The organism is Cupriavidus sp. H19C3 (assembly GCF_049393815.1).
Taxonomy (GTDB): domain Bacteria; phylum Pseudomonadota; class Gammaproteobacteria; order Burkholderiales; family Burkholderiaceae; genus Cupriavidus.
In genome coordinates this window covers 2,484,609-2,500,083 of sequence record NZ_CP184986.1, presented here as the reverse complement: position 1 = coordinate 2,500,083, position 15,475 = coordinate 2,484,609, and the positions used below count along the sequence as shown (strand labels likewise).

The following is a 15,475-nucleotide window of genomic DNA, read 5'->3' as shown; positions in this document are numbered from 1 at the left end:
GACCTATGTCCGTCGCTCCGACTTCCGCCGCCCTGCGCATCGCGCTGGTGGGCAATCCCAACTGCGGCAAGACCGCACTGTTCAATCGCCTGACCGGCAGCCGCCAGAAGGTGGCCAATTACGCCGGCGTGACGGTCGAGCGTAAGGAAGGCCAGTTCGTCTCGCCACGCGGCCGCCATGTGCGCATTCTCGACCTGCCCGGCGCGTACAGCCTGCAGGCCGCGAGCCTGGACGAGGCGGTCACGCGTGAGGTGTGCCTGGGCCAGCGTCCCGACGAGCCGCGGCCGGACCTGCTGGTCTCCGTGGTCGATGCGACCAACCTGCGTCTGCACCTGCGTTTCGTGCTGGAACTGCGCCGCCTCGGCCTGCCGATGGTGGTGGTACTCAATATGAGCGACGCGGCCGCGCGCCGCGGCATCGTGATCGACCGCGACAAGCTGGCCGCCGCGCTTGGCGTGCCTGTGGTGCAGACGGTTGCGGTCAAGCGCGACGGCGCCGCCGCCCTGGTCGACCTGCTCGAGGGCGAGTTGCCGCAGGCGCTGCCCGCGCAGCCGCTCGACGCGCTGTCGGACCTCGATACCCATGCCGAGGTCAGGCGCCTGTTGCAGGCAGCCGTAACCATGCCGGCGCGCACCGCGCGCATCGACGACAGCCTCGACCGCGTGATGCTGCACCCGGTGCTGGGCCTCGTGATCCTGGCCGTGCTGCTGTTCTTCATGTTCCAGGCGGTGTTCTCGTGGGCCACGCCGCTCATGGACGGTATCGAGGCCGGCGTGCATGCGATCGGCGAACTGGTCGGCAACTGGCTGCCGGACGGCATGCTCAGGAGCCTGCTGGTCGACGGCCTGATTGCCGGCCTTGGCAGCGTGATCGTGTTCCTGCCGCAGATCCTGATCCTGTTCCTGTTTATCCTGACGCTCGAGGAATCCGGCTACCTGCCGCGCGCGGCCTTCCTGCTGGACCGGCTGATGCTTGGCGCAGGCCTGTCGGGCCGCTCGTTTATCCCGCTGCTGTCGAGCTTTGCCTGCGCGGTGCCAGGCATCATGGCCACGCGCACCATCCAGGATCCGCGCGACCGCCTGGCCACCATCCTGGTGGCGCCGCTCATGACATGCTCGGCGCGGCTGCCCGTGTATGCGCTGCTGATCGGCGCCTTCATCCCGGCGCGCACCATTGGCGGCATCTTCAACCTGCAGGGGCTGGTGCTGTTCGTGCTCTATGTGGCGGGCATCGTCAGCGCGCTGGTGGTGGCGTATGTGCTCAAATATTTCCGGCGCGACCGCACCGAGCATCCGTTGCTGATGGAGCTGCCGTCGTACCGCATTCCGAATCCGCGCGACGTCGCCATCGGCCTGTGGGAACGCGCACGCATCTTCCTTGCGCGCGTGGGCAAGGTGATCCTGGCGCTGACGGTGCTGCTGTGGTTCCTCGCCACGTTCCCGTCGCCGCCGCCGGGCGCCACCGCCCCGGCCATCGACTACAGCTTTGCCGGCATGATCGGCCATGGCCTTGAGAAGATCTTCGCGCCGATCGGCTTCAACTGGCAGATCAGCATCGCGCTGGTGCCCGGACTGGCTGCGCGCGAAGTGGCGGTGGGCGCGCTGGCCACGGTCTATGCGCTGTCCGGCAGCGACGATACGGTCGCCACGCAGCTCGCGCCGATGATTGCCGCGCAGTGGTCGCTGGCCACCGCGCTGTCCCTGCTGGCCTGGTACGTGTTTGCACCGCAATGCGTCTCCACGCTGGCGACGATCCGGCGCGAGACCAATTCGTGGCGCGTGATGGCGCTCGCGACCGCCTATCTGGCGGGGCTCGCGTACCTGGCATCGTTCGTGACGTACCGCGTTGCGCTGATGTTCAGCTGACACGCGCATGAACCTGGCGGCAACCAGCGACTCCAAACGGCTATGACGCTCTATCACGCATTCGAATCGTTCCTGGTGCCACTGATCGTGCTGGCTTGCGCGATCTCGGTGGGAGCACGCTACCTGCCGCGCACGCGCGAGCGCCTGAAGGCGGGCGTGGTCGGCATGCTCGGCGGCGCGCAGGCGCCCGGCTGGCGCGGCTGGATGGCGCGGCGTCTCAGCCCGAGCACGGCGGCGGGATGTGCCACGGGCTGCGATACCAACAGCGGGTGCGGAACGTGTGGCTCGAATACCGCGTCACCTACTGCGGCGACCACCACGGCCGCTTCGGCAGCGGGCCGCGACAACGGCAAAAACGAGCAGGTCATCCGCTTCGTGCGGCGCTCATGAGCGATTAGCGCCTGCGCGCCGCGGGGGGTTCTGACGCGGCGCTGCGCGCCCGCCCCCTGCCCCCCCACCAAGGCGACCTTTCGAGGTCGCTTTTTTGTTTTCGGCTGCATTGGTAGGCGCGGCGACGACGCGCCGGATACCGCGCGATCCCGTCCGATGCCGTGCGCAGGAACGGGTACGGTCATGATCGGTCGTGCCAGCATCGCAGGCCGCAGAAACGGGTACGCTTCGGCCTCCCGGGCCGGTCCTGCCGTGCGCGCAGGGGGGATGGCGCCCGTCCGAACCCTCTCCCGTCCCACTCACGCAGAAACGGGTACGCCCTCGCATCCACTGTCCTCGGCCCTCTCGTTTCGTCTCGTCCCCGCGCATATGTATCTCATTGTCACGAGTTGTAAGTTGTTGTACATGCGAATGTTAACCATTATCATTTGCACTTTCATTTAGATTAAGTACGACTTCTACCGTGCTCACGCCGCCGCCCCGACTTCGCCGCCATTGCCTGGCCGTTCTGACCGGAGGACTGCTCTTGCCCGCCGCAGGCTCGGCCCGGGAGGCCGCGCAGTTGCCCTCCATCGTGGTGACCGGCACGCGCTCGGAGAAGCCCATCGACGAGACGCCGGTGCGTACCGAGGTGGTGGATCGCCAGGAGATCGAACGCACGCATGCGCGCACGCTCAAGGACGCGCTGGAAAACGTGCCCGGCCTGCAGTTGCGCGAAATCCACGGCAAGTCGGGTTACGAGGTATCGCTGCAGGGCATGACCAGCGACCAGGTGCTGGTGCTGATCGACGGGCTGCCCATTACCGCCAGCACCGGCTCCACTGTGGATGTCTCGCAATACCTGCTGACCGAGGTGGACCGGGTCGAGGTGGTCAAAGGCGCCAGTTCCGCGCAATACGGCAGCTCGGCGATGGGCGGCGTGATCAACGTCATCACGCGCCCCATCGCGCGCGGCCTTGCCGGCGCGGCAACCGCCGACGCCGGCACCTACGGGGGCCAGAACGCCGACGGCACGCCGGGCGCGCTTCATGGCAATGTCCGGCTCGAGGGCGGCAGCGAGCAATGGCGCGCCCGCGTGGCCGCCGACGCGCTCGACAACAAGGGCTTTGCGGTCGATGCCGATGGCTGGACGCGCCATGGCGATGCGGTGCGGCGCCAGCAGTATTCGGGCCGCGTCGAATGGCTGCCATCCACCGCCGGCAGCGCGTGGTTCGATGCCAGCGCCTATCGCGAGACCGACGAGCAGCGCTACCAGTATTTCGCGCCGCCCAACTACGTGCCGCAGCGCAAGACCGAGGACATCACGCGCAACCGCTTTGCGGGCGGCGGGCAGTATCGCTTCGGCAACGGCGTGCGCGCGCGCCTGGCCGGCGTGACGGAGCGCTACGACAGCACCACCAACGAGTTCTCGGATGCGGCCCGAACCGCGACGCGCGCATCGTCGCAGCGCACCGACCATGTGTCCGCGCAATTCGACATGCCGGCCTGGCGCTCGCAACTCTGGCAGCTCGGCGGCGACTTTCATCGCGAACAGCTCGACCAGACCGTCAACGGCCAATCCGAACTCGCCGGCAACGCCGAGCGCCGCAATGGCGAGCTCTATTTCCAGAACGACATCCTGTTCAGCGACAGATGGGAGGCCATCGTCGGCCTGCGCGGCCAGCACGACTCGGACTTCGGCAGCCACTTCGCGCCCAAGATCGGCGTGCGCGGCAATCTGCTGACAAGCGACGACTGGAAGGGCGTGGTGCGCGCCAACTTCGGCCAGGGTTATCGCGTGCCGAACCTCAAGGAGCGCTATTACCTGTTCGACCACAGCTCGCTCGGCTACATGGTCATCGGCAATCCCGACCTCAGGCCGGAATCGTCCAACAGCTTCCAGCTTGGCGGCACGCTGAACTGGCGCGAGCGCGTCGTGTTCGACGCAAACCTCTTCTACAACCGCGTCAGCAACCTGATCCAGACCGATATGGCGAACTACCAGGTCGTCAACGGGATTGCGCTCTACACCTATCGCAACGTGGCGCGGGCCCGCACCCAGGGCCTGGAAACCGCGCTGCGCTGGCAGGCCACGAGCACGTTGCGCTTCAACGCCGCCTACACCTACACCGATGCCGAGGATCTCGACACCGGCCGCGAACTGACGCGCCGGCCGCGCAACATGGGGCGCCTCGGCGCCGACTGGCGCGTACTACCCGGTACCGAACTGTCCGCGCGCGCCCGCTTCCAGAGCAGCGAGCTTGCCGACTCGACCACCGGCGCGCGCTCGCCGGGCTGGGGCACGGTCGATCTGGTGCTGAACCAGAAGATCGGCGCTCACGTGACCGCATTCGTGGGGGCGAACAACCTCTTCGACCGTCAGCGCGATTTCTCGAACGCCAGTGACTTCGGGCCCGTGGCGGGGCGATTCATCTATCTCGGCGCGCGTGTCAACGTCGACATCGTGCGCTAGACCAACAGGGGAGCTCCATGAAGAGAACTGGCATTTCCGCATCGACATCGACATCGACACTCGGCACCCTCGCACTCGCGGTGCTCGCGGCCACGCTGGCCGCGTGCGGCGGTGGCGACGGCGGTGGCACGGGTACCACCGGCCCCTCCGGTCCCACCACGCCGACCACACCGGTGACACCTTCCACCAGCTTCACGCAGTCGGGCACCTGGACCTTCACCCTGCCCGCGGCCGGCGCGTCGATCTGCTATGACTTCAATGCGCAGGCGCCCGTCGCCGATTGCAGCGGCAACAACTGGGACCTCAAGGTCAAGGCCGCCGCACGCTCGGCTTCGCTGTGGACCAACAGCGGCAGCAGCGGTACCGGCAATGGCGGTGCCTTCGGTGGCCCGTTCGACCATACCTGGACCGAACTGCAGGCATGGAAGAACGCCACGACCGATCCGGTCAATGGGGCGATTCCATCGACGCTGTACTTCAAGGATGCCGCCGCCGGCGTGTTCACCAGCAGCAACGACATTGCCTCCGCCGCGTTCGAGTATGGCGTGGGCGGCAGCAACGACCACCTGCTGTATCCGACCTGGCGCACTTTCGTGATCACCACGGACAACTCCAGCGCCGACGCGGTGGGCACGGTGGCGGCGCCGGTCTTCGCGCTGCAGGTTGCGGGCTACTATGGCGGGACCGGCGGCACCACCTCTGGCCATCCATCGTTCCGCTGGGTCGATCGCGCCAACCCGGGTGTCGTCCGCACCGCCACCGTCGACGCCACCGCCGACTGGGTGTACTACGACCTCGTCAACGCGCAGCAGACCACGGCCACCGGAACCTGGCACATCGCCTTCAGCCGCTACAACATCAAGCTGAATGGCGGCGAGTCCGGCACAGGCAAGGTAGCGGGTTTCGTCGGCCGGACACCCGCAGGCTTCTACGACGCCAGCAACAAGCCGGTGGCGGCGCGGTTCACCGACGCCGGCAATGCCACCGCCACCCTGGCGGACCTGAGCGCGGCCGACCTCGCGGTGCCGGCCGCGGCATCCAGCTGGGTCAAGGATGCCAATGCTTCGCCACTCAGTCCGGCGTACACCGGCACCTATCCGAACCCACTAAACTACGGCTGGTATACGTACCATCCAACCGCGGCGGCCGCCGCCGCGGCAGGCCTGCCGGCGGTGGCGCACCTGCTCAAGGCGAATCCCGACGCCGCGACGCTGGTGCGCGGTGGCGAGGGCACGACCTATGCGCGCATCCACCTCCTGAACATCCAGTACGCCAATCCGAGCGATTCGGCGAGCGCGCAGACGTGGACTATCGCATTTGACGTCCAGCCCTGACGTACAGCCCTGACGTCCAACCCTCACGTCTTCCTCCGGGCGGGCACCGCGCCACACCAGGCAATGTGACGCGGTGCGTCGGTCCAGATCCAGACAGCCTCGAAGTCATCGACATGGAACCAGACACCACCTCAGCCCTGCGGGCACGCCACCAGCAACTGCTGGAACAGGAACCCAGGCTGCGTATCCGCGAGCGCGCGCGTCGCCTCGGCGTCACCGAGGCCGAACTGGTGGCGGCCGAGTGCGGCGTGACCGCGCGCGAACTGAACGGCCCCGCGCAAACGCTGTTCCGCGACCTTGGGTCGCTGGGCGCCGTGATGGCGTTGTCGCGCAACGACGCGGCCGTGCATGAGCGGCATGGCAGCTATCTCGACATCCAGGCCGACGGCCCGGTCGGCATCGTGCTCGGTCCCGATATCGACCTGCGCATGTTCTTCTTCCACTGGAAGTATTTCTATGCGGTCAGCGAAAACGGCCGCGACAGCATCCAGTTCTTCGACCGCGCCGGTGAGGCGGTGCACAAGGTCTATCGCACCGACGCCACCGACGCCGCCGCATGGACAGCCTTTGTTGAACGTCATGCGAGTCCGGCGCGCACGCCGGTGGTCACGGAAGAGATCGTGCCGGCCGAGGCCGCCGACGCACCCGCCGATATCGCCGCGTTCCGCACGCACTGGCGTGGCCTGACCGACACGCACGAATTCTTCGGCATGCTGCGCACCTTCAAGGTATCCCGCCTGGGCGCGCTGCGTGCCGCGGGCGACGAGCTGGCGCAAGCGGTCGACAATACCGCGGTGGAGACCATCCTCCAGCATTCGGCCGCGACCGGCCTGCCGATCATGTGCTTTGTCGCCAATCGCGGCATCGTGCAGATCCATACCGGCCCCGTGCACAAGCTCGTGCGCACCGGGCCCTGGTACAACGTGCTCGACCCGGCGTTCAACCTGCACCTGGACACCACGGCGGTGGCTTCGACCTGGGTGGTCAACAAACCCACGACCGATGGCTGGGTATCGTCGCTCGAGCTGTTCGACGCGCAGGGTACGCTGATCGTCCAGTTCTTTGGCGAGCGCAAACCCGGCAAGCCGGAACTGCCGGCCTGGCGCGCGCTGCTGCAATCGCTGTGCGCGCATGCGCTGGCGGCCTGACATGCGCGGGGCCACGATCATGACCCGGTGCCGTCATGCCTGCCTGGGCTTGCTGTGCGCAGCCGGCCTGGCGCAGGCCGCGCCGCCCGCGCGCGTGGTGGGACTCGGTGGCGCGATCACCGAGATTGTCTATGCGCTCGATGCCGGCGGCAGTCTGGTGGGAGCCGACGCGTCCAGCATCTATCCCCCCGAAGCGCTCAAGCTGCCCAAAGTCGGCTACTACCGCTCGTTTTCGGTGGAAGGCGTGGTCAGCCTCAAGCCGGAACTCGTGCTTGCCTCCGACCAGAGCGGCCCGCCGCAGGCGCTGGAGCAGCTCCGGCGGCTCGGCGGCAAGGTCGTGGTGCTGCCGTCCGCGCCCACCGTGAGCGCGCTCGACCAGCGCATCCTCGGCAGTGCCGAAGCGCTCGACCGAATCGCCGCGGGCAAGGCGCTGGTCGCGCGCATTCATCACGAACTGGGCGCGCTGCGCGAGCTGGCCCCCGCGGCCAGCGATGGTCGCCAGCCACGGCCCCGCGTGCTGCTGGTCAGCAGCCACACCGGCAAGATGCTGGCGGCGGGCGATGACACCGCGGGCGGCGAGATGCTCAAGCTCGTGGGTGCCACCAATGTGCTCGCCGGCCAGACCGGCTACAAGCCATTCTCGGCCGAGGCGGCGGCGGCGCTGCGGCCCGACGTCATCGTTACCACCTCGATGTCGGTACAGGCTGGCGGGGGCGCCCAGGCATTCCTTGCGCAGCCAGGGCTCAATGCCACGCCCGCTGCCAGGAACCGGCGTATCGTCGTCATGGATGACCTGCTGTTGCTTGGCTTTGGCCCCCGCCTGCCCGACGCGCTGCGTCAACTCCAGGCGGGCCTGCGCGGCGACGGCACGGCGGGCACCGGCAACACCGGCGGCGCACCTGGCGCCGGTGGCTCGCGATGACGATGCCGGCGGTGATGCCGTTGCAAGGTCTGCGCCGCCCGTCCCGGGTGCGGGTCTTTATCGTGCTGTGCGTGCTGCTCGGTGTGGTTGCGCTCGCTGCCGCGGCCAGCGGCGCACTCGCGATTCCGCGCCATCGCCTGCTGGCCTTGCTGTGGCGCCACGATCTCGACGCGGAAGCCACGGTCTGGCGCAACGTGCTGATCGAGGTGCGGCTGCCGCGCATCGCGCTGGCCGTTACCACCGGTGCGGCGCTGGCATTGGCCGGGGCCGTGATGCAGGCGCTGTTTCGCAATCCGCTCGCGGAGCCGGGCCTGATCGGCATCTCGCTGGGCGGCGCGGCCGGCGCCGTCGCGGCCATCGTGCTCGGTGCCGGTGGCATTGGCGAGATCGCGCCGGCGGCGTTCGTCGGCAGCCTTGCCGCCACCGCCCTCGCCTATCGGCTCGGCAGCCGGCGTCCCGGCATGGCCAACCTGCTGCTCGCCGGCGTCGCCATCAATGCCATCTGCGCCAGCATCGTCGGCTTCTTTACCTATCAGGCCAACGACGTGCAGCTGCGCAACCTGACGTTCTGGAACATGGGCAGCCTGGCGGGCGCCAACTGGACGCTGCTGGCATGGCTGGTGCCGCTCGTGAGCGTGCTCGGTGCGCTGCTGTTGCGCGACTGGCGCGCGCTGAACGCGCTCTTGCTGGGCGAGCGCGAGGCGCAGCATCTCGGTTTCGACCTGCAACGCCTGCGCCGGCGCCTGATCGTCCTGACGGCGCTACTGGTGGGACCGCTGGTCGCGGTGACGGGCACCATCACCTTCGTCGGCCTGGTGGTGCCACACCTGATCCGCCTGCCGCTGGGTGCCGATCATCGCTGGCTCTTGCCGAATACGCTCGTGGGCGGTGCCATCGCGCTGACGCTGGCGGATTGGCTGGCCCGCATCGTCGTGGTCCCGGCGGAGCTGCCGATCGGCATCATCACCAGCCTGGTGGGCGGCCCATTCCTGCTGTGGATGCTGACGCGTAAGGCTGCCTGACATGCTGTCCGCCCGTACCTTGAATTGTCATCGCGGCGCGCGTCGGATCCTCGACGACATCGACCTCGACCTCCACCCCGGCGAAGTGCTCGGCATCCTCGGCGCCAACGGCGCCGGCAAGACCACGCTGCTGGGCACGCTGGCCGGCGAACTGCCGGCCGATGGCACCCTTACGCTCGATGGCACGCCGCTCGCGCAGTGGTCGGCGCATGCGCTCGCGCGCCGGCGCGCGGTGTTGCCACAGGCGCCGAGTCTCGGCTTCGATCTGTCGGTACACGAGGTAGTGGCCATGGGCGCGTATCCGTTTCCCGAACTGGGGGTAGGCGCGCTCGATGCGCTCATGCGCCGCGCGCTCGACGAGGCCGACGCGCTCGTCCTCGGTGACAGGCGCTATCTGAGCCTCTCCGGGGGAGAACAGCAACGCGTGCAGTTTGCACGCGCGCTGGTGCAGGTGTTGGCCTGCCAGGCGGCCGGCGAATATCGTGTGCTGTTTCTCGACGAGCCGATCTCGAGTCTCGACCCCCGTCATCAGTTGCTGCTGTTGCGCGCGGTGCATCGCGTAAGCCGTGCCGACGGCCTGGCGGTACTGGTCGTGCTGCACGACGTCAACCTTGCCGCACAGTGGTGCGACCGCCTGCTGCTGCTGGCGCAAGGCCGTGCCATTGCGCACGGGGCACCGGACCGGGTGCTGACGGCGGCCAACCTGGAGACCGTGTACCAGGTGCCTGCCAGCGTAACGCCCCACCCCGCGGGAGGCGGGGGGCCGCTCGTGGTGTTCCGGCTGCCCTGAAGCGCCCCGACGACCACCGTCATGCTCAGGGTGCTCTCGGGGCGCTCTCGGTGTGCTCTCGGGGCGGTATCAGGGCGCTGCCAGCGGCTGCACAACCTGTTCGATGCTGGCGGCGTCGAAGCCGGCCGTGGTGAGATGCTGCGCCGTGATGCCAGCGTTCAACACGTTGTTCCGCTGCTCGGTATAACTCTCGTCGCCGAGCGGCGCGCGTGTGGCGCGCGCGAGGCCAAGCCACTCCGCCAGCCAGAAGGCAGGGGTCCGGCGTGTCATCCGGAAGCGGGCGGAATGGGTGCGGGTGACCAGTGCCAGATCGTCGTGACGGAACGTGGCGGCTGGCGTGGCGACGGTGCCAATGTCGCCGTTCGCGCCATTCCCCTCCTTCGCGCCATTGCCGCCGGGCGCGATCGCCGGATTGCCACCCCGGTTGCCGCCTGCGTCCGGGCTGCCGTATCCGCTATCGCCGCGCATCGACAGGATGTCCCCCGCATGGAGCCGGCCGCCGAGATTGCTGCCCTTGTAGAAGTTCAGGGAGAGCTGGGTGCCGGCCGAAATCAGTGGGCCGTGGGTCGGCGTGGGTCCGGCGTAGCGCTGTGTGCGCCGCCACGTTTCCTCGAAATCCTGGGTCGTGATCCGCAAGAACGGAATGCGCTGTTCCTGCGCGGGACCGACCTTGGTGGTGTGGCGCGGACTGCTCGCCTCCCATACCCGCGTATCGCCTCCCGGCACTTCGTTCCGCAAGGTGGCGGCGGCGATGGTCGCGCTGCCTTCGCTGACGATCGCGCCGTGATTGACCAGCGTTTGCGCGTCGAGCGCAATGGACTGACGCCCGGCGATCGTGCCCCGGTTGGTCACACTGCCGCGCGCCGCGATCGAAACGCTGCCGCTCGCGCGGACTTCACCATGGTTGTCGATATTGCCGGTCGGGGCCGATCCCGCCGTCAACGGGCCGGTCTCCAGGGCAGTGGCCTGAAGCGAGATGTTGCCCGCGCGGATGCCGCTCCGCTCCCGCCCAATGACGATATCCGGCGCGCGCAGTTCGGCCTGACGCATCGCGTTGACCTGGCCATCGCTGCGTACTTGCGTCTCGCTGGAGATCACCGCGTCGCGCAGCGCACTCACCTCGCCACCAAGGTCCACCGCGCCCGCGGATGTCAGGGTCAGGTCTTCACCAAGCGCCCATACGCGTCCGCGCATGCGCACCCCTACACCCTCTTCGGTCGCATCGAGGCGGATGCGATTGGCATACATGCCGCCCAGTGCAGTGCTGTCGATGGCATACCGTGGTGTCTCCGCGCTAGCGGGGGAAATCTTCATCACCTCACCGTTCGCGTAGGAGACGTGGTGAGCGCCCGCGGCAATCGTCAGTTCCTGCCGCGCAACCGCATTGCCGTCGAGCCTGACCGCGCGTGCCGCCAGTGCCAGTACCTGGCTCGCATGGCTCGCATCCACACCCTTGCCATCGATCAGGATGTCGCCACCGGTGACATCGAAGCCGTCCAGCGCGCCATCCTTGAGCTTTGGCGCGCCAGTGGTCAAGGTCACGCGGTCGGTATTGATAAAGCCACACCCGGCGCACGTGATGCCGGCCGGATTAGCGAGCACCACGTCCGCACGGCTCCCATGCACCTCGATCGGCCCGGCCAGCACGCTGCGACTGTTGCCGCTCACCTCGTTCAGAATCACGCTGGCCGCGCTGGCAAGACCGGTGTTCGGCGCGATGTCCCCCGCCAGTTGAGACGTTGGTGCCGACGGTGGCGACAGCGCCGCCACCGTCGCGTTGTTCAGCACGACACCGGGCGCGTCCGCGTTAAAGCTCTCGTACCGGTTATACGACAGCCCGCTCGCATTCGCCGCGACAATGTCGATCACGGTCGCGCCGTTGGACGCAAGCTGCGCGCGTGCGTCGCTGCCCGGCGCAACCACCACCGACTGCGCGAGTACCGCCGGCACGGACGACATGGCAACACCGGCCAACGCCAGACCGCGGCCAAAATGATGGAAAGCATTCATATTCAGGACTCCAGGAGAGAAGACTGCCGCCTGCGGCGTACCTGTTTCTGCGTGCCGCAGGCGGGTACGGAAGGGCTCATGGAAGAGCCAATCTGGTTCGCGCCTTATCCGCCGCGGCGGGCCGGCGCTGGACCGGACTGCTGTGAGGATGGCTGTGAGGACGGTCGCTCGGGCGCGTGCGCGGCGGCCTGTGCGGCCCCGTCGTCCGCTTGCCGCGCAGGTCCGCCATCACGGCTATCCACGGTCGCTACCGTAGTCATCCCCGGCGTCCCGCTCGCCCCGACGCTGACCACCAGGGTGGATGCACCGTCCTCGCCCACGCGAAGCGCCTGATCACGGTGACCGGGCCGGCGTCGCTCGGCCCGCGGCGCGCCCTGATCGGGCCCGTGGTAGGCCACGGCACGGCGCAGATGGAAACGTGCCGGTTCCGCGGTGCCCAACTGGCCGGCACCCATCATGTGCGCAACATGCTGCGGGTTGACGCGTACCCTCTCCCCGTGACGCATGGAGTCGGGACGCGGCTCCGCACGCGTCAGTTCGATGCGTGGCGGCCTGGTGTGCATCGCATCCGCGGCACGGCGCGGACCGCTCCGCACCGGCTCCATCGCACGCTGCGGCGCGACGCGGACCAGATCGGGCGCCTTGATGCCGTGCCGCGCCACAATGGTCCCCTTGTCGCTGAACCTGGGCGTCGCGATATCGAGCACGCCCCCGCTCACGATCTCGCCGCGGTTGACCAGATCGGTGGTACGCAGCGACAGCACCTTGCCGGCCGATAACCTGCCGATATTCAGCAGCCGCTGGCCATGCAGGGCCAGCCCGGTATCGGCGTGGATCCGCCCCTGGTTGTGCACATCGAACCGGGCCACGGCGCCGGCCTCCGCAGTGCCCGCGCCGATGGCAATATCGCCGCCTGCCTGCAACGTCGCCGCCGGCGCGACGCGCAGGTGCTGGGCCCGCGCGGCGGCCTGCCGCCGCGGCAGCTTGGGCGCGCCGGCGCGTGGGTGGAGCGGCGGCGCGGCGACCACCGCGATATTGCCGCGCGCCGACACCGCGCCCGCCAACTCGACATCGCCGCTGGCGGTCAAGGTAAAGTCGCTGGCCCGCGCGGCCGCGTCACCGAGCATGCGCACGCCAGTACCGGCTTCCGTGGCCTGGATGCGAATACGGTCCGCGTAGATCCCGCCGAGCGCCGTGCTATCGAGCGCTCGCCCCGATGGCGGGGTGCCGGGTGAGCTCTCGGCCGGCCCATCCAGGGCGCGGCCGGCATAGCCAAAACGACCGACGCCGGTGCCGAGGTACAGGTCCCTGGCTTCGAGTTTGCTGGTCAGACGCACCGAACGCGCCACGAGGTCGAGCAGCGCCGTGTTCGATGCATCGAGTTCGCGGACCTCGATATCGCCCTGCCTGACCGCAAACCCGTCGAGCGCACCGCTGGAGCCGAACTGGGGCACGCCGGTGGTCAGCAGCACGCGGCTGGTATTGTCGAAACCACAGCCCATGCAGGTGATGCCGTAGGGATTGGCCACCACGAGATCGGCACGGGTGCCATGCACGGCGGTCGTACCGGCCAGCAGGCTGCGGCCGTTGCCGATCACCTCGTTGAGGATAATGCCGGCCGGCTGGGCGAGATTCGGGTTCGCGGCCAGCGTGGCACCGAGCGTGGCAACCAACCGGGACGCCGCCGCATCGTCGCGGTTGATGGCGCGGTCGATGGCAGCGTTGGTGGCCTCGTGGCCCGCACCGTTACCCACGCTGTTGTTCAGCACGAGCCCTGCGGCATCGACATGGAAGCGCTCGTACCTGTTGTGCGACACACCGGCGGCGTTGGCTGCGGCGATATCGACCACGGTCGCGCCGTTCGCGGCGACATAGGCCCGGACCTCGCCGTTGCCTGCGGCGACGGCCACCGACTGCGCGCCGGCCACGGGTGACACGGTACATGCGGCGCCCGAAAGGACCGCAGCAGCGCAGGCCTTTCGACGGTTGACACGGTTCATGAGAAATCTCCGGTTGGTAGAACGAGCGCCGCACGTGCGACGCGAGACTACTGCAACCCACTGTGTCATCCGGTTGCCGCTTGCGCTGTGGCATAACATTGAAATCGCGCCGGGCACGGTGCAGCCGTCAGGGCAGCGGCCGCACGGCGTGGCTGGCGCGAGGCGTGAAGGCTGGCGAGAGGGGTGGCGAGAGGAGTGGCAAGGGAGGCGACGGCAGCGGCGGCTGATGGCGCGCACCGTCGACCGGCACGCCCTGCGCATGCGCTGAGAAATTTCTGGCTGCCCGGAGTCGTTGCGGATGCAGCAACCGGCCATCGGCACGCACCGCCATGTCGCGTCGCGCGATCTGTGGCCCCCTGAGATGAATGTTGCCGGTGCCGGCGATCGACAGGTCGCGTCCAGTCCACATGCGCCCGAGCCGCGCGTGTCCGGCCGACGACAGCACGATATCGCCGGCCGACGTGATGCCGCCGCCCGCGATGCGCACCCCCACGCCCGCTTCGGTGGAGACCAGATGGATGCGGTCGGCGTACATGCCACCTGCCGAGGCCGGCTGCCGGACGGCGACATCCACGGCGATCCTGGGTGGTGCGCGGGGTGCTGCGGCTAAAGGTGCGGGCGCCTCAGCGCCTGACGCGGCGGCCAGCGGTTCGACATCCCGTTCGGCGTGGCGGAAGCGATTGATGCCGGCGCCAATCAACAGGTCCGGTACATTCGATGTGCCGCGGATCCTGACGGTGCGTGCAACCAGGTCGAGCTGTTTCTGCGCCGTTGCCTTGAGGTCCCGGATATCGATATCGCCTTGCCGCACCGCAAACGCGAGCGCGGTCTCGCCCGCGATGGATTGCGCAATGCCGGTGGTGAGCGTAACCCGGTCCGTGTTGACGAAGTCGCATCCCATGCAGCCGATGCCATGCGGATTGGCGAGGATCAGGTCGGCCTTGCCACCATGCACCTCGATCGTCCCCTCGAGCCGGCTGCGCGCCGTGCCGACGACCTCGTTCAGGATCACGGTGGCGGGCGCGCCAGCCGTGGGGTTGGCCGCAATGGGGTTAGCCGAATCGGGGTTGGCCAAAATGGGATTGGCCGCAATGGCACCGGCCAGCCGGGACGGCGCCTGGGCGGACCCGGCATTGTTCAGCACGAGCCCGCGCGCGTCGACGTGGAAACTGTCGTAGCGATTATGCGAGAGTCCGGCCGCATTGGCGGGCGCAATGTCGACGACGGTGGCGCCATTGCACGCCACGTACGCGCGGGTCTCGCCATGTCCCGGCGCGACCACTGCGGTTGGCGTGGCCGGCTGTGCGAGCGCGGCGGGACTTGCCGCGAACATCCCGGCAGCCGCGGCGAGCGCGGGCACGCAGCGGGCCGCATGAACCCACCGGCCCCACCGCTCCCACCACACTTCCCACACCTCCCACACCTCCCACACCTGCCACACCCACCGCACCCACCGGTCCTTGACATCGCCATCGGCATCGTGCATCTAGCGCTCCGGTCAAATTCGGCTGTGTTCGCACGCGAGTTTGCTTTGCACGCGCT

At 68.4% G+C, this 15,475-nt stretch carries 11 protein-coding genes; 8 read left to right on the top strand and 3 right to left on the bottom strand.

The window, feature by feature from the left end; genetic code table 11:
• Nucleotides 1-5 precede the first annotated feature (5 nt).
• The 8 genes from feoB (at nucleotide 6) to DFLDMN_RS30600 (ending at nucleotide 9,923) form a co-directional block, all read left to right on the top strand.
• Entirely contained in the window at nucleotides 6-1,865 is a 1,860-nt protein-coding gene (gene feoB, locus DFLDMN_RS30635; RefSeq protein ID WP_423199496.1) for a ferrous iron transport protein B, read from the top strand.
• A gap of 42 nt (nucleotides 1,866-1,907) precedes the next feature.
• On the top strand, nucleotides 1,908-2,255 hold the full coding sequence (locus DFLDMN_RS30630; RefSeq protein ID WP_423199495.1) for a DUF6587 family protein: 348 nt from the start codon (nucleotides 1,908-1,910) through the stop codon (nucleotides 2,253-2,255).
• A gap of 526 nt (nucleotides 2,256-2,781) precedes the next feature.
• A complete protein-coding gene (locus tag DFLDMN_RS30625) occupies nucleotides 2,782-4,707 on the top strand; it encodes a TonB-dependent receptor plug domain-containing protein (protein WP_423199494.1) in 1,926 nt (641 codons plus the stop codon).
• 17 nt (nucleotides 4,708-4,724) lie between these two features.
• Nucleotides 4,725-6,041, top strand: coding sequence for an HmuY family protein (locus DFLDMN_RS30620; protein ID WP_423199493.1), 1,317 nt, complete (start codon nucleotides 4,725-4,727; stop codon nucleotides 6,039-6,041).
• A gap of 113 nt (nucleotides 6,042-6,154) precedes the next feature.
• On the top strand, nucleotides 6,155-7,189 hold the full coding sequence (locus tag DFLDMN_RS30615) for a hemin-degrading factor (RefSeq protein WP_423199492.1): 1,035 nt from the start codon (nucleotides 6,155-6,157) through the stop codon (nucleotides 7,187-7,189).
• A 19-nt stretch (nucleotides 7,190-7,208) separates the two neighbouring features.
• The gene (locus DFLDMN_RS30610; protein WP_423199491.1) at nucleotides 7,209-8,111 is read left to right on the top strand and encodes a heme/hemin ABC transporter substrate-binding protein; all 903 of its coding nucleotides are present in this window, start codon (nucleotides 7,209-7,211) and stop codon (nucleotides 8,109-8,111) included.
• A gap of 2 nt (nucleotides 8,112-8,113) precedes the next feature.
• Complete coding sequence (locus tag DFLDMN_RS30605) at nucleotides 8,114-9,133, top strand: FecCD family ABC transporter permease (protein WP_423200624.1); 1,020 nt, start codon at nucleotides 8,114-8,116, stop codon at nucleotides 9,131-9,133.
• A 1-nt stretch (nucleotide 9,134) separates the two neighbouring features.
• Complete coding sequence (locus tag DFLDMN_RS30600; protein WP_423199490.1) at nucleotides 9,135-9,923, top strand: heme ABC transporter ATP-binding protein; 789 nt, start codon at nucleotides 9,135-9,137, stop codon at nucleotides 9,921-9,923.
• Between the two features lie 69 nt (nucleotides 9,924-9,992).
• On the opposite strand, the gene DFLDMN_RS30595 is transcribed toward DFLDMN_RS30600, so the two are convergent.
• The 3 genes from DFLDMN_RS30595 to DFLDMN_RS30585 form a co-directional block, all read right to left on the bottom strand.
• Nucleotides 9,993-11,933, bottom strand: coding sequence for a filamentous hemagglutinin N-terminal domain-containing protein (locus tag DFLDMN_RS30595; RefSeq protein WP_423199489.1), 1,941 nt, complete (start codon nucleotides 11,931-11,933; stop codon nucleotides 9,993-9,995).
• Between the two features lie 104 nt (nucleotides 11,934-12,037).
• Nucleotides 12,038-13,933: a filamentous hemagglutinin N-terminal domain-containing protein gene (locus DFLDMN_RS30590; RefSeq protein WP_423199488.1), complete on the bottom strand. Its 1,896-nt coding sequence runs from the start codon at nucleotides 13,931-13,933 to the stop codon at nucleotides 12,038-12,040.
• A 127-nt stretch (nucleotides 13,934-14,060) separates the two neighbouring features.
• The gene (locus DFLDMN_RS30585; protein WP_423199487.1) at nucleotides 14,061-15,419 is read right to left on the bottom strand and encodes a filamentous hemagglutinin N-terminal domain-containing protein; all 1,359 of its coding nucleotides are present in this window, start codon (nucleotides 15,417-15,419) and stop codon (nucleotides 14,061-14,063) included.
• Nucleotides 15,420-15,475: the final 56 nt, after the last annotated feature.

What these genes read in the sequence shown, in the direction of transcription:
- DFLDMN_RS30600 (WP_423199490.1), top strand. Translation starts at nt 9,135, where the DNA reads ATGCTGTCCGCCCGTACCTTGAATTGTCATCGCGGCGCGCGTCGGATC.
- DFLDMN_RS30615 (WP_423199492.1), top strand. Translation starts at nt 6,155, where the DNA reads ATGGAACCAGACACCACCTCAGCCCTGCGGGCACGCCACCAGCAACTG.
- DFLDMN_RS30610 (WP_423199491.1), top strand. Translation starts at nt 7,209, where the DNA reads ATGACCCGGTGCCGTCATGCCTGCCTGGGCTTGCTGTGCGCAGCCGGC.
- feoB (WP_423199496.1), top strand. Translation starts at nt 6, where the DNA reads ATGTCCGTCGCTCCGACTTCCGCCGCCCTGCGCATCGCGCTGGTGGGC.
- DFLDMN_RS30620 (WP_423199493.1), top strand. Translation starts at nt 4,725, where the DNA reads ATGAAGAGAACTGGCATTTCCGCATCGACATCGACATCGACACTCGGC.
- DFLDMN_RS30595 (WP_423199489.1), bottom strand. Translation starts at nt 11,933, where the DNA reads ATGAATGCTTTCCATCATTTTGGCCGCGGTCTGGCGTTGGCCGGTGTT.
- DFLDMN_RS30630 (WP_423199495.1), top strand. Translation starts at nt 1,908, where the DNA reads ATGACGCTCTATCACGCATTCGAATCGTTCCTGGTGCCACTGATCGTG.
- DFLDMN_RS30585 (WP_423199487.1), bottom strand. Translation starts at nt 15,419, where the DNA reads ATGCACGATGCCGATGGCGATGTCAAGGACCGGTGGGTGCGGTGGGTG.
- DFLDMN_RS30590 (WP_423199488.1), bottom strand. Translation starts at nt 13,933, where the DNA reads ATGAACCGTGTCAACCGTCGAAAGGCCTGCGCTGCTGCGGTCCTTTCG.
- DFLDMN_RS30605 (WP_423200624.1), top strand. Translation starts at nt 8,114, where the DNA reads ATGCCGGCGGTGATGCCGTTGCAAGGTCTGCGCCGCCCGTCCCGGGTG.